This is a genomic window from Streptomyces sp. NPDC005402 (genome assembly GCF_040606575.1).
Classification (GTDB): Bacteria; Actinomycetota; Actinomycetes; order Streptomycetales; family Streptomycetaceae; genus Streptomyces.
Genome location: NZ_JBEXFB010000016.1, coordinates 69541 through 83201, shown reverse-complemented (window position 1 = coordinate 83201; position 13661 = coordinate 69541). Strand labels below are relative to the sequence as shown.

General features: G+C 72.6%; 13 protein-coding genes. 9 read left to right on the top strand and 4 right to left on the bottom strand.

Annotation, left to right across the window (positions count from 1 at the left end; genetic code table 11):
- Nucleotides 1-10 precede the first annotated feature (10 nt).
- From ABZT02_RS28640 to ABZT02_RS28630, 3 genes are read left to right on the top strand one after another with little or no spacing between them, the layout of a single operon-like run.
- Nucleotides 11-1996 carry an LpqB family beta-propeller domain-containing protein gene (locus ABZT02_RS28640; RefSeq protein WP_356022284.1) on the top strand — a complete coding sequence of 662 codons (1986 nt, stop codon included), beginning with the start codon at nucleotides 11-13 and terminating at the stop codon, nucleotides 1994-1996.
- Nucleotides 1993-2916 carry an LD-carboxypeptidase gene (locus ABZT02_RS28635; protein ID WP_356022282.1) on the top strand — a complete coding sequence of 308 codons (924 nt, stop codon included), beginning with the start codon at nucleotides 1993-1995 and terminating at the stop codon, nucleotides 2914-2916. The genes ABZT02_RS28640 and ABZT02_RS28635 overlap by 4 nt, the downstream gene beginning before the upstream one ends.
- 36 nt (nucleotides 2917-2952) lie before the next feature.
- The gene (locus ABZT02_RS28630; protein WP_356022280.1) at nucleotides 2953-3516 is read left to right on the top strand and encodes a GNAT family protein; all 564 of its coding nucleotides are present in this window, start codon (nucleotides 2953-2955) and stop codon (nucleotides 3514-3516) included.
- On the opposite strand, the gene ABZT02_RS28625 is transcribed toward ABZT02_RS28630, so the two are convergent.
- Nucleotides 3488-3835 carry a DUF6204 family protein gene (locus ABZT02_RS28625; protein ID WP_356022277.1) on the bottom strand — a complete coding sequence of 116 codons (348 nt, stop codon included), beginning with the start codon at nucleotides 3833-3835 and terminating at the stop codon, nucleotides 3488-3490. The genes ABZT02_RS28630 and ABZT02_RS28625 overlap by 29 nt on opposite strands.
- 59 nt (nucleotides 3836-3894) lie before the next feature.
- On the opposite strand from ABZT02_RS28625, the gene ABZT02_RS28620 reads away from it, so the two are divergent.
- The gene (locus ABZT02_RS28620) at nucleotides 3895-4794 is read left to right on the top strand and encodes an arginase family protein (RefSeq protein WP_356022275.1); all 900 of its coding nucleotides are present in this window, start codon (nucleotides 3895-3897) and stop codon (nucleotides 4792-4794) included.
- 104 nt (nucleotides 4795-4898) lie between these two features.
- Here ABZT02_RS28620 and ABZT02_RS28615 read toward each other — a convergent pair whose 3' ends face one another.
- Complete coding sequence (locus tag ABZT02_RS28615) at nucleotides 4899-5249, bottom strand: VOC family protein (RefSeq protein WP_356022273.1); 351 nt, start codon at nucleotides 5247-5249, stop codon at nucleotides 4899-4901.
- Between the two features lie 126 nt (nucleotides 5250-5375).
- On the opposite strand from ABZT02_RS28615, the gene ABZT02_RS28610 reads away from it, so the two are divergent.
- Nucleotides 5376-5882: a phage holin family protein gene (locus tag ABZT02_RS28610; RefSeq protein WP_356022270.1), complete on the top strand. Its 507-nt coding sequence runs from the start codon at nucleotides 5376-5378 to the stop codon at nucleotides 5880-5882.
- 33 nt (nucleotides 5883-5915) lie between these two features.
- Nucleotides 5916-6923, top strand: a complete 1008-nt coding sequence (locus ABZT02_RS28605) for an SDR family oxidoreductase (RefSeq protein ID WP_356022268.1) — start codon at nucleotides 5916-5918, stop codon at nucleotides 6921-6923.
- A 41-nt stretch (nucleotides 6924-6964) separates the two neighbouring features.
- Here the strand turns inward: ABZT02_RS28605 and ABZT02_RS28600 are convergent, their stop codons facing one another.
- A complete protein-coding gene (locus ABZT02_RS28600) occupies nucleotides 6965-8056 on the bottom strand; it encodes an enolase C-terminal domain-like protein (RefSeq protein ID WP_356022265.1) in 1092 nt (363 codons plus the stop codon).
- Nucleotides 8057-8059: 3 nt separating this feature from the next.
- Entirely contained in the window at nucleotides 8060-9019 is a 960-nt protein-coding gene (locus tag ABZT02_RS28595) for an LLM class F420-dependent oxidoreductase (protein ID WP_356022263.1), read from the bottom strand.
- A gap of 140 nt (nucleotides 9020-9159) precedes the next feature.
- On the opposite strand from ABZT02_RS28595, the gene ABZT02_RS28590 reads away from it, so the two are divergent.
- From ABZT02_RS28590 to ligD, 3 genes are read left to right on the top strand one after another with little or no spacing between them, the layout of a single operon-like run.
- Nucleotides 9160-10845: an FAD-dependent oxidoreductase gene (locus tag ABZT02_RS28590; RefSeq protein WP_356022260.1), complete on the top strand. Its 1686-nt coding sequence runs from the start codon at nucleotides 9160-9162 to the stop codon at nucleotides 10843-10845.
- Nucleotides 10842-12689 (top strand): transketolase, encoded by a 1848-nt coding sequence (locus ABZT02_RS28585; RefSeq protein WP_356022257.1) that lies wholly within the window; start codon nucleotides 10842-10844, stop codon nucleotides 12687-12689. Before ABZT02_RS28590 ends, ABZT02_RS28585 begins: the two co-directional genes overlap by 4 nt.
- Complete coding sequence (gene ligD, locus ABZT02_RS28580; protein WP_356022255.1) at nucleotides 12686-13618, top strand: non-homologous end-joining DNA ligase; 933 nt, start codon at nucleotides 12686-12688, stop codon at nucleotides 13616-13618. Before ABZT02_RS28585 ends, ligD begins: the two co-directional genes overlap by 4 nt.
- The last annotated feature ends 43 nt before the right edge of the window (nucleotides 13619-13661 follow it).

Genomic DNA, 13661 nt, shown 5'->3' with positions numbered 1-13661 from the left:
GGGGGAGAACGTGCAGACGTCGGCATACGGATCCTGGCCCTCGCCCATCGACGCGGCGCTCGCGGCCGCGCACGACGGACACCCCGAATGGCTGGGCTTCGTCGGGGACGAGGTGTGGTGGACCGAACCCCGGCCCACCGAGGGCGGCCGCCGCACCCTGGTGCGCAGACACGCCGACGGGACCGAGGAGTCGGTGCTGCCCGCGCCGTGGAACGTGCGCAGCCGGGTCATCGAGTACGGCGGCCACCCCTGGGCCGGGGCGGTCCAGGCCGGCGAACCGCTCGTCGTGTTCGTGCACTTCGCCGACCAGCGGCTCTACCGGTTCGAGCCGGGTGGCGAGCCGCGTCCCCTCACGCCCGTCTCCCCGGTGGGCGGCGGACTGCGCTGGGCGGAGCCGCAGTTGAGACCCGACCTCGGCGAAGTGTGGTGCGTGCTGGAGGAGTTCACCGGCGACGGCCCCACCGACGTGCGCCGGGTCCTCGCCGCCGTGCCGCTGGACGGCTCGGCCGCGCAGGACCGGGACGCGGTGCGTGAACTCACCGACGACCGCCACCGGTTCGTCACCGGGCCGCGCGTCTCTCCCGACGGCACGCGCGCCGCTTGGCTCGCCTGGGACCACCCGCGCATGCCCTGGGACGGCACGGAGCTGGTCGTCGCCGAGGTCCACGAGGGCACGCTCCGCGAGCCCCGCACGGTGGCCGGCGGCCCGGAGGAGTCCATCGCCCAGGCCGACTGGTCGCCCGACGGGCAGCTCCTGTACGCGAGCGACCGCACCGGCTGGTGGAACCTCTACCGCGACGGCGAGCAACTCTGCCCGCGCGAGGAGGAGTTCGGCGGCGCCCTCTGGAAGCTCGGCCACCGCTGGTTCGCCCCGCTGGACAGCGGACTGATCGCCGTCGTGCACGGCACCGGCTCGACCGCCCTCGGGATCCTGGACCCCGAGACAGGCGAACTCGTCGACGCGGCGGGCCCCTGGACCGAGTTCGCGCCCACCCTCGCGGTGCACGGCGAGCGGGTGGTCGCCGTCGGCGCCAGCCCGCGCACCGCCCACGAGGTCGTGGAGCTGGACACGCTCCCCCACGCTCGAACAACCTCGCGCGGGGGCGCCCCCATCGGACGGGCCCGGGTGATCGGCGCCGAGCACGACGACCCGGTCGACCCCGTGTACTACCCCGAGCCCCTGATCCGCGTCTTCACCGGACCGGACGGCCGGGACATCCACGCCCACGTCTACCCGCCGCACCACCCCGGCCACCGGGCACCGGGCGACGAACTGCCGCCGTACGTCGTCTGGGCGCACGGCGGACCCACCGGCCACGCACCCCTCGTCCTCGACCTCTCGATCGCCTACTTCACCTCGCGCGGCATCGGCGTCGCCGAGGTCAACTACGGCGGCTCGACCGGCTACGGCAGGGAGTACCGCAACCGGCTGCGCGAGCAGTGGGGCGTGGTCGACGTCGAGGACTGCGCGGCCGTCGCCCTCGCCCTCGCCGACGAGGGCACCGCCGACCGCGACCGGCTCGCCGTCCGCGGCGGCAGCGCGGGCGGCTGGACCGCGGCCGCCTCGCTCACCACGACCGACGTCTACGCCTGCGGCACGATCGTCTATCCGATCCTCGACCTGGCCGGCTGGGGCACGGGGGAGACCCACGACTTCGAGTCCCAGTACCTGGAGAGCCTGGTCGGACCGCTCGCCGAGGTCCCCGGACGGTACGCGGAACGCTCACCCGTCGAGCACGCCGACCGGGTCACCGTGCCCTTCCTGCTGCTCCAGGGCCTGGACGACGTGATCTGCCCGCCCGCGCAGTGCGAGCGGTTCCTCACCAGGATCGCCGACCGACGGGTGCCGCACGCCTACCTCGCCTTCGAGGGGGAGGGACACGGGTTCCGCCGGGCCGACACGATGATCCGCGCCCTGGAGGCCGAACTCTCCCTGTACGCCCAGGTGTTCGGGCTGAACCCGCCCGGCGTCCCGACATTGGAGCTCAGCAAGTGAAGGAACTCGTACGGCCGTCCAGGCTCGCGCCCGGAGCCCGCGTGGCCGTCGTCGCCCCCAGCGGACCGGTGCCGGAGGAGCGCCTCCAGGCGGGCCTGGACGTCCTGCGCGGCTGGGACCTGGATCCGGTCGTGGCGCCCCATGTCCTCGACCGGCACGGTGAGTTCACCTACCTGGCGGGCACGGACGCGGACCGGGCAGCCGATCTGCAGAACGCCTGGTGCGACCCCTCCGTGGACGCCGTGCTGTGCGCCCGCGGCGGATACGGCGTGCTGCGCATGGTCGAACTGCTCGACTGGGACGCCCTGCGCGCGGCCGGCCCGAAGGTGCTGGTCGGGTTCAGCGACGTCACCGCGCTGCACGAGGCGTTCGCCGCCCGCCTCGGCCTCGTCACGCTGTACGGCCCGATGGCCGCCGGCATCGACTTCATCAAGAACGCGCGCGCCCAGGAACACCTGAGGTCCACCTTGTTCGCGCCGGAGACGGTCCGCACGATCGCCTCCGGTGGCACGGCCCTCGTCCCCGGCCGGGCCCGCGGTGTCACCCTGGGCGGCTGTCTGTGCCTGCTCGCCTCCGAACTGGGCTCCGCGCACGCCCGGCCCGGTGCACGCGGCGGGCTGCTCTGTCTGGAGGACGTCGGCGAGGAGACGTACCGCCTCGACCGCTATCTGACCCAACTCCTGCGCGCCGACTGGCTCGACGGGGTGCGCGGGGTGCTCCTCGGGTCGTGGGAGCGGTGCGAACCGTACGAGAGGGTGCGCGCGCTGCTCCTGGACCGGCTCGGCGGCCTCGGCGTGCCCGTCGTCGAGGAGTTCGGATTCGGGCACTGCGAGGAGGCACTGACGATCCCGTTCGGGGTGGCCGCCGAACTCGACGCGGAGGCGGGCACCCTGACCCTCGACGAACCGGCGCTCCACTGACGAGAGAGCCGCCGGCCCGCGTCGTAGGGTGGTGGGATGCCGCACACCGCTTCCCGCCATCTCGCCGAAGGCCCCCGCGTGGGCATACGTCACTTCACCTACGAGGACGCCGCCGAGTTCACCGCCCGGGCCCGGGAGAGCAAGGAACTCCACCAGCCGTGGCTGTTCCCGCCGGACAGCGAGAGCGCGTATCTCGCGTATGCCGGCCGGCTGATCGAGGACCCGACCAAGGCGGGGTTCCTGGTCTGCGAGAAGGACGAGGAGCGGGGCGGCGGGGCCATCGCCGGGTTCATCAACATCAACAACATCGTCGAGGGCGGCTTCCGGTGCGGGGCCCTCGGCTACGGCGCCTTCGCGCACGCCGCCGGGCGCGGACTCATGCGCGAAGGGCTGAACCTCGTGGTCGACCACGCCTTCGGTCCGATGCGGCTGCACCGCCTGGAGATCAACGCGCAGCCCCTCAACACCGCCTCCCTGGCCCTCGCCCGCAGCTGCGGCTTCCGCCTTGAGGGATTCTCCCCGAAGATGATCCACATCGACGGGGAGTGGCGGGACCACGAGCGCTGGGCGATCACCGCCGAGATGCGGGCTTCCGGTTGATCTTCATGGTGTCGAGGTCGGTGACCGTCGACTTCAGGTCCCGGAAGCCGAAGCCGAGCTTGCGGAGTGCCGTCTCCGCGCGGTCCTCCGCGATCGCGCCCGCCATCTCGTCGCCGTCCGCCGCGTCCGACACCACCACGTACCGCATCGAGAAGTGCTTCAGCGGAGCCGGCTCGTACGACAGCGAGCCCTCCTCGGAGAACCGCATGCTCGCCGTGCCGTGGTCCGCCGCCTCGGCGAGCAGCCGGGCCCGGGCCTCGTCGGTGAGCCCCTCCCACGTGCCGCGGACGATCACCCGGTAGGTGTGCTGCTCACTCACTGTCGCTCCCTCGCGTATCTCCGTGGACGGCCGACTGTACGTCGGCGAGGATGATCCGCATGCGGAATATCGTCGTGCTGGACGCCCCCTCCAACCTCGGTCTGCGTCCGCCCGCCCCCGGTACCGTCCCCGGCTGCCACAAGCTGGCCGGGGCCCTGCGTGAGCAGCGGATCGTGCAGCGGTTGCACGCCCTGGAGGGCGGGGTGGTCGTACCGCCGCGCTACGACCGCGGGGACTGGCAGGAGGGCGACGGCGTCTTCAACGCCGCCGCCATCGCCTCGTACACCGTCAGGCTGGCCGACCGCATCGAACGCCATGTGCGCGCCGGGGACTTCCCCGTCGTCCTCGGCGGCGACTGCTCCATCCAGCTCGGCGCCTCGCTCGCCCTGCGCCGCATCGGGCGCTACGGACTGGCCGCGATCGACGCCTCGCCGGACTTCCGGCACCCCGGCAACTCCGACCGGATCGGCGCGGCGGGCGGCGAGGAGGTCGCGCTGGGCACCGGGCGGGGGCAGGAGGACCTGACGGACCTGGAGGGGCTGAAGCCCTACCTGCGCGACGAGGACGTGCGGTTCTTCGGGATCCGCGACGCGTTCGAGGAGGACCGGGCCGAGCTCGCCGCCCTAAAGATCCCCGTCGTGACCGTCGGCGACCTCCGGGAGTGGGGCGCGGACGCCCTTGCCCGGGCCACCGCCCAGGCCTTCGAGACCCCGGAGATCGACGGCTACTGGGTGCACCTGGACGCCGACTGTCTCGACCCGTCCGTCATGCCCGCCGTCGACAGCCCCGACCCGGACGGCCTCCTGCCCGCCGAACTCGTCGCGCTGCTCCGGCCGTTGCTCGCCTCCCCCTCCTGCGTCGGCCTCAACATCACCATCTACGACCCCGATCTCGACCCCGAGGGCACGGCGGGCGCGCTGCTCACCGACATCGTCGTGGACGCCTTCGCGCAATCCTGACCGGCAGCTCCCCTGGCCCGACACACCGCCGAGCGTTTCCCTGGTGATCGTGACGACGATCCGGCGAGACGTACTCACCCTGCCCGCCGTCGCCGACCAAGTTCCTAGGTGACGTTGCGGTCCACGTACTCGTAGACCACGCCGTCCGGGTGCATCGCGATCAGGTTGCGGCCCACCGGTGTCGGCACCGGGCCCGCGATGACCCGGGCGCCCAGTTCGCTGAGGAGCCGGTGGGCCTCGTCGACGTCCTTCACCGCGATGGTCGCCGCGACCTTGCGCAGCACCTCCAGCTCGGCCTCGGGGCCGCTCATCAGCAGGAAGCAGCCCACCGCGGCCACTTGGACGCCGCCGCGCTCGAAACGGAGAGCCGTGGCGCCCGCGAGCCGTTCGTAGAAGACGACCGCGGCCTCCAGGTCGTCGACACAGACACGCAGCGTGGTTCCCAGAATGTCCATGCGGACGAGCCTAATTGCGGCGGCCGGGCCGCGGAGATCGTTTCACGCGATCCTCCCGACCCTGCCGCCCGCACCGCACAGGTGGGCCTGGCGTTATGCGCACGCCCGTGCGGGTACCCGGCGGCCATGGAGCGCTTGGATCACCTGGAGCATCTGGACAGGCATCTGGTCGACGAGCTGGCGCAGGTGGCGCGCGAGACCGTACGGGACGAGCTGCGCGAGCAGACGCGCAAGCAGCGCCGTACGGCCATGCTGTACGGCGCGTCCGGCGCCGTCGCGCTGTACGCGGGAGCGGCCCTGGCCCTCGCCGTGGGCCTCGCCCTCGCCCTCGGGCTGCCCGACTGGGCCGCCGCGCTGATCACCGCCGCCATCCTGGCGGCCATCGCCTACGCCCTGCGCGGTGCGGCCAGGCCCTCCGCGTCCCGGCCGTCGGGCGCGCGGGAGGCGCAGGCGGCGGCCGGACAGGGCGGGGTCGCCGAGGCAGCGGCGCCGGTGGCCGCGCAGCCGAGCGGGCTCGGGACGCCGTATCCGCCCATGCCGCCGGTCGCCCCCGGAACACCGGGCACGCCGGAGTCCGGCGCGGCGCCGCGGCAGGACGACATCGACCCCGAGCAGCCGCACCACCGGGCGTGACGCGTGGTGCGCGACGGATGGAAGGACACGCGCGTGAAGCACGGCAAGGTCGTCGTGGTGACCGGGGCCAGCGGCGGCGTGGGACGGGCCACGGCCCGCGCCTTCGCCGAACGCGGCGCCCGGGTCGCCCTGCTGGCCCGGGGCCGGGAGGGCCTCGCGGCCGCCGCCGACGAGGTGCAGCGGGCAGGCGGTGAGGCGCTCGTCGTGAGCGTCGACATGTCCGACGCCAAGGCGGTCGACGACGCGGCCCAGCAGGTCGTCGACGCCTTCGGGCACATCGACGTCTGGGTCAACAACGCCTTCACCGGGGTCTTCGCACCGTTCACGGAGATCACCCCGGACGAGTTCCGGCGGGTGACCGAAGTGACGTACCTGGGCTATGTGTTCGGCAGCCGGGCCGCCCTCCACCACATGCTGCCGCGGGACCGCGGCACCATCGTGCAGGTGGGATCCGCGCTGGCCTACCGGGGCATTCCCCTGCAGTCCGCGTACTGCGGGGCCAAGCACGCCATCCAGGGCTTCAACGAGTCCCTGCGGTGCGAGCTGCTGCACTCGGGCACCGGCGTCCGTACGACGATGGTGCAGATGCCCGGTCTCAACACCCCGCAGTTCGACTGGGTGTTGAACCGGATGCCCGGGAAGGCCCGCCCGGTGGCCCCGGTGTACCAGCCGGAGGTCGCCGCGCGCGCGGTCGTCCACGCGGCCTCCCACGCGCGGCGGCGGGAGTACTGGGTCGGCGGGTCCACGGCGGCCACGCTCATCGCCAACGCCGTCGCACCCGGGGTGCTGGACCGTTACCTCGCCCGCACCAACTTCGAGGCACAGCAGGAAGAGGGGAAGCACGGCGGTCCCGGGAACCTGTGGGCTCCCATGGACGGGCCGCACGGGCGGGACTTCGGGGCGCACGGGCGGTTCGACGAGGAGGCCGTGTCCAGGAGTCCGCAGGACTGGCTGTCCCGGAACCGGGGACGCATGCTCATGGCCGCCGCGGCCGGTGGGCTGGGCGCCGCGGTGACCGCGGGGCTGCGCCGCCGGGGCTGAGCAGCGGCGGGGCGGGGGAGGGAGCAGCGGGGCACCGGGGTTCAGGCCACCCGGTACTCCTCCACCTCCTCCGTCCGCAACGTCAGCCCGTGACCCACCCCCGCCACCGGGCGGACCGTGCCTCCCGTCGGATCCAGTGCCCCGTCGAAGAACATGTCCTCGATGCGGACATGGTCGTGGAACCACTCCATGTGACGGATGTTGGGGATCGCGGCGGCCGCCGCGGCATGCGCGTGCGGGGCGCAGTGGGTGGAGATCTCCAGGCCGTGGGACTGGGCCAGCGCCGCCGCGCGGAGGAACTCCGTGATGCCTCCGCAGCGGGTCGCGTCCACCTGGAGGCAGTCCACGGCGCCGGCCGCGATCATGCGGGCGAAGTACGGGAGGTCGTAGCCGTACTCACCGGCCGTGACGTCACAGACGAGCGCGTCGCGGACCAGGCGCAGGCCCGTCAGGTCGTCCGAGGACACCGGTTCCTCGAACCAGCCGACGCCCTGCTCGACCAGGGCGCTGCCCACCCGGATCGCCTGCTTGCGGGTGTACGCGCCGTTCGCGTCGACGTACAACTCGGCGTCGGGGCCGATGACTTCACGGGCAGTGCGGACCCGGGACAGGTCGCGGGGGACCGCCCGCCCCCAGCTCTCGCCGATCTTCACCTTGACGCGGGGGATGCCCTGACCGTGCACCCAGCCGTTGAGCTGCGCGGCCAGATGCGTGTCGTGGTACGTCGTGAAGCCGCCGCTGCCGTAGACGGGAACGCGTTCGTGGGCGACGCCGAGCAGGCGCGCCAACGGGAGTTCCAGGATGCGGGCCTTGAGGTCCCACAGGGCGATGTCGAGCGCCGAGATCGCGCACGCCGCGATGCCCGGACGGCCCGCGTTGCGGACCGAACGGCACATCGCGTCGTGCAGCGCCGGGATGTCCAGCGGGCTGCGGCCCTCCACCAGCGGTCCGAACTGCTCGGTGAGGACGTCACCGATCGCGGCCGGGCCGTAGGTCCAGCCCGTGCCGGTCTCCTCGCCGGTCGTCACCTCGGCGATCACCATGGTCGTGGTGTCCCAGGCGAGCGTGCCGTCGGCCTCGGGAGCGTCGGTCGGCACCGTGTACACCGAGACGACCGGGCGGTGGAGTCTCATCGCTCACCCCTGCTGGAGCTGGGGCAGCACCTTCGTACGGTAGAAGTCGAAGAAGCCGCGCTGGTCGGGGCCGATCTGGTTGACGTAGACCCGGTCGAAGCCCGCGTCGGCGAACGCGCTCAGCGCGGAGACGTGCTCTTCGACGTCGTCCCCGCACACCGCCTTCTCGCGCACCATCTCCTCGGTGACCAGCGGCTCCAGCTGTTCGAAGTGGCGCGGCGAGGGCAGGATCTGGGCCATCTCGCCGGGCAGGAACTGGTTGAACCACAGCTTGCGGACCGTACGGACGCACTCGTCGCGGTCGAGGCCGTAGCAGACCTTCGTCCCGCCGATGACCGGCTTGCCGGCGCCGCCGCCCTTGCGGAACTGCTCCACCATCGACTCGTCGGGCATCATCGTGATGAAGCCGTCGCCGACCCGGGACGCGAGCGCCGTGGCCGCCGGGCCGAAGCCGGAGATGTCGATGGGGACGGGCTCGTCGGGGACCGTGTAGAGGCGGGCGTTCTCGACCGTGTAGTGCGTGCCGTGGTGGTTGACCTCCTCGCCCGTGAAGAGGCGGCGCATCACCTGGATCGACTCCTCCAGCATCTCCAGGCGGATGTGCGCGGGCGGCCAGACATGGCCGAGGACGTGCTCGTTGAGGGCCTCGCCGGAGCCGACGCCGAGGCGGAAACGGCCGTTCGTCATCACGGCCGAGGTCGCCGCGGCCTGCGCCACCACCGCCGGGTGGATCCGCACGGTCGGGCAGGTCACGGCCGTCTCGATCGGCAGGGACACCGCCTCCGACAGTGCGCCGATCACCGACCACACGAAGGGGCTCTGGCCCTGCGCGTCGTTCCACGGGTGGTAGTGATCGGAGATCCACAGCGAGCTGAAGCCCGCCTGCTCGGCCATGCGCGCCTGTTCGACGAGGTCGGCGGGACCGAACTCCTCGCACGACAGGAAATAGCCGTATTCGGGCATGGGGGGTACCTCCGGCGGTTCCGTGATGAGAGGGGCCTTGCCCGAGTACCCGGCGGCCCGTACGGAAACCGGCGTTTGGGCGCCCTGGCCAGGGGGACGCGGAAGGCTCCCGAGGTACGCGACAGCCCCGGAGGCGAACCGTGAGTCGACCCCGCATCGTGATCGTCGGTGCCGGCTTCGCCGGGTACCGGACGGCCAAGGAACTGTCCCGAAAAGCCCGCGGCAAGGCCGACATCACCCTGCTCAACCCGACCGACTACTTCCTGTACCTGCCCCTGCTGCCCCAGGTCGCCGCCGGGATCCTGGAACCCCGACGGGTGACCGTCTCCCTGTCCGACACCCTGCCCGAGGTGCGGCTGGTGCTCGGCGAGGCCGACGGCATCGACCTGGACGGACGCACCGTCCACTACACCGACCCCGAAGGCACCGGCGGCACAATCGGCTACGACCGGCTGGTACTGGCCGCCGGAAGCGTCAACAAACTGCTGCCCATCCCCGGCGTCGCCGAGCACGCGCACGGCTTCCGGGGCCTGCCCGAGGCGCTGTACCTGCGGGACCACGTGACCCGGCAGGTGGAGCTCGCCGCGGCCGCCGACGATCCCGCGACCTGCGCCGCCCGGTGCACCTTCGTCGTGGTCGGCGCGGGCTACACGGGCACCGAGGTCGCCGCGCACGGGCAGCTGTTCACCGACGCGCAGGTGCGCAAGCACCCGCTGCGCAAGGGGATGCGGCCGCGCTGGCTCCTCCTCGACGTCGCGGAGCGGGTCCTGCCCGAGCTCGACCCGCATCTGTCCCGCACCGCCGACCGCACGCTCCGGGAACGGGGCGTGGAGGTGCGGATGGGCACCTCCGTGAAGGAGGCCACCCGGGACGGAGTGCTGCTGACCGACGGCGAGTTCGTCGAGACGCGGTCACTGGTGTGGTGCGTGGGCGTACGGCCCGATCCGCTCGCCGAATCGCTCGGACTGCCCATGGAGCGGGGCCGGCTGCTCGTCGACCCGAACCTGCAAGTACCGGGACGGCCCGAGGTGTTCGCGTGCGGTGACGCGGCAGCGGTGCCCGATCTGGAGAACCCCGGGCAGTACACGCCGATGACGGCGCAGCACGCCTGGCGGCAGGGCCGTACGGCGGCCCTCAACGTCGCCGCCTCGCTGGGAGCCGGTGTGCGCCGCCCCTACGAACACCGGGACCTGGGGTTCGTCGTGGACCTCGGCGGAGCGAAGGCCGCGGCCAACCCGTTGGGCGTCCCGCTGTCCGGCCTCGCGGCCGGTGCCGTCACCCGCGGCTACCACCTCGCGGCGATGCCGGGCAACCGCGTCCGGGTCGCCGCCGACTGGCTGCTGGACGCCGTACTCCCGCGCCAGGCCGTCCAGTTGGGCCTCGTACGGTCCTGGTCGGTACCCCTGGACACGGCTTCACCGGAACTGGCGCGGTTCCCCGGGCGGCCCCAGGCCCGCCAGGACGCCGACGCGCGCTCAGGGCCCGGGGCGGCGACTGAGGAGGACACCGGGCCGGGGCGGGGGGCGAGCGGGCGTGGGGAACGGGACGACTCGCCTGAACCGGGCGAGCCGGCCGCCGTGGCGAGTGCGGGTGAGGCGGTGATCGCCGAGGCGAAGGCGCGCGAGGCGGCCTCGCCCGGGCAGGACTCGCCTGCGCCGGAGTCGTCCGAGTTCCAGACGCCGGAGCAGAGGAGGCAACCCCCTTCCGAGCCCGTCAGGAACCGACCCGGCGGTGAACCCGCCAGGAACCAACCGGGCGGTGAGCCGGGACGAACCCCCGGCCCCGTCAAGCGCACCGACGCGGACCCAGGAGAAGGAGACTCATGAACACCGGTGAACTCGTCGAACTCGCCCAGCAGTTGCGTGTGGACAGTGTGCGCGCCTCGGCCGCCGCGGGCTCCGGGCACCCGACCTCCTCGATGTCCGCCGCTGACCTGATGGCCGTACTCCTCGCGAACCACTTCCGCTACGACGTCGACCGCCCCGCGCACCCCGGCAACGACCGCTTCGTGCTGTCCAAGGGCCACGCCTCGCCGCTGCTGTACTCCGCGTACAAGGCGGCCGGTGTCGTGGACGACGAGGAGCTGCTGACCTTCCGCAAGCTCGGCAGCCGTCTCGAAGGACACCCGACGCCGCGCAAGCTGCCCTGGGTCGAGACGGCGACCGGATCGCTGGGCCAGGGGCTGCCCGTGGGCGTCGGCATCGCGCTGTCCGGGAAGCGGCTGGAGCGCATCGGCTACCGCGTGTGGGTGCTGTGCGGCGACAGCGAGCTCGCCGAGGGCTCGATCTGGGAGGCCGCCGAGCACGCGGGCCACGAGCACCTCGACAACCTCACCGCGATCGTGGACGTCAACCGGCTCGGCCAGCGCGGCCCCACCCGGCACGGCCACGACCTCGACGCCTACGCCCGCCGCTTCCAGGCCTTCGGCTGGCACACCGTCGAGGTCGACGGGCACGACGTGGACGCCATCGACCGCGCGTACGGCGAGGCCGAGTCCACCAAGGGCCAGCCCACCGCGATCCTCGCCCGCACCCTCAAGGGCAAGGGCGTCGCCGACATCGAGGACCGCGAGGGACTGCACGGCAAGCCGCTCAAGAACGCCGACGACGCCATCGAGGAGCTCGGCGGCGTACGCGACCTCCGGGTCCAGGTGCAGGAGCCGCCGGCCGCCCGCATCCTGCACGCCGTCCGTGCCGGGCACCTCGAACTGCCCCGCTGGGACACCGGTGCGGAAGTGGCCACCCGCGACGCTTACGGGCAGGCCCTCGCCGCCCTCGGCAGCGGACGCGCTGACGTCGTCGCCCTGGACGGAGAGGTCGGCGACTCGACCCGTACCGAGTTCTTCGCCAAGGAACACGCCGACCGCTACTTCGAGTGCTACATCGCCGAGCAGCAGATGGTCGCGGCCGCCGTGGGACTCGCCGCGCGCGGCTGGGTGCCGTACGCCGGAACCTTCGCGGCCTTCCTCACCCGTGCCCACGACTTCGTGCGGATGGCCTCCATCAGCGGGGCCGGCCTCAACCTCGTCGGCTCGCACGCGGGCGTCGCCATCGGGCAGGACGGGCCCAGCCAGATGGGCCTGGAGGACCTGGCGATGATGCGGGCGATCCACGGCTCGACCGTGCTGTACCCGTGCGACGCCAACCAGACCGCCCGCCTGGTCGCCGAGATGGCCGGCCTGGAGGGCATCCGCTATCTGCGCACGGGCCGCGGCGAGAGCCCGGTGATCTACGGCCCCGACGAGGAGTTCCCGATCGGCGGCAGCAAGCTGCTGCGCTTCTCCCAGAGCGACCGGATGACGATCGTCGCCGCGGGTGTCACCGTGCACGAGGCGCTCAAGGCCGCCGAAGCGCTGGACCGGGAGGGCATCCGGGTCAGGGTCCTCGACCTGTACTCGGTCAAGCCCGTCGACCGGGACACCCTGCGCCAGGCCGCCGAGGACACCGGCTGCCTGCTGACCGTGGAGGACCACCGTGAGGAGGGCGGGCTCGGCGACGCCGTCCTCGACGCCTTCACCGACGGCCGGCCCGTACCGCGCCTGGTGCGCCTCGCCGTCCGTACGATGCCGGGCTCGGCCTCGCCCGAGGAGTCGCTGCACGCCGCGGGCATCGACGCCGAGTCGATCGCGGCCGCCGGACGGCTGCTGGTGGAGCAGGCGATCGTGCCGTGACCGGGGACGACGTACGGACCGTACGCGCGGGCAAGCGCACCGTAGAGGTGCACCGGCCGGACAAGGTGCTCTTCCCCGGCGGCGACGGCGCCAAGGAGTACACCAAGGGCGATCTCGTCGACTACTACCGGTCCGTCGCGCCCTTCATGCTGCCGCACCTGAGGGGCCGTCCCCTGATGCTGGAACGGCATCCGGACGGTGTCACCGGCCCCCGGTTCATGCAGAAGAACACCCCGGACTCCTACCCGGAGTGGATCAGCCGGGTCGAGGTGCCGAAGGAGGGCGGCACCGTCCGCCACACCGTCTGTGACGACACCGCCACCCTCCTGTACCTCGCCGACCAGGCCTCGATCACCGTGCACCGCTGGCTGTCCCGGGCCGGGAGCGTCGAGCGGCCCGACCGGATGGTCTTCGACCTCGACCCGGCAGGTGACGACGAGTTCGCGGCGGTGCACGAGGCGGCCTGGCTGCTCGGGGAACTGCTCGACGAGCTGAAACTGCCCTCGGCGCTGATGACCACCGGCTCACGCGGGCTGCATGTGATCGTGCCCCTCAACGGCCGACACGACTTCGACGAGGTCCGCCAGTTCGCCAGGGACGTCGCCGACACCCTGGTCGCCGGCCACCCCGACCGGCTCACCACCGCGGCCCGCAAGAAGGACCGCGGCGACCGCCTCTACCTCGACGTACAGCGCAACGGCTACGCGCAGACCGCCGTCGCCCCCTTCACCGTACGTGCGAAACCCGGGGCTCCCGTGGCCACCCCGATGGCCTGGACCCAGCTCGACGATCCGGGCCTGGACGCCCGCCGCTGGACCATCGCCGACGCGGTCGAACAGGCCCGCACCAATCCCTGGGCCGGGGTCATGGCCAAGGGGCGCGCCCTCGGTCCCGCCCGGCGCAGGTTGAACGCCTTGATGCCCTCTTGAAGGTTTGGCGAAGGAACGAGCGGCCACCCGAGGTGAGAGGTGC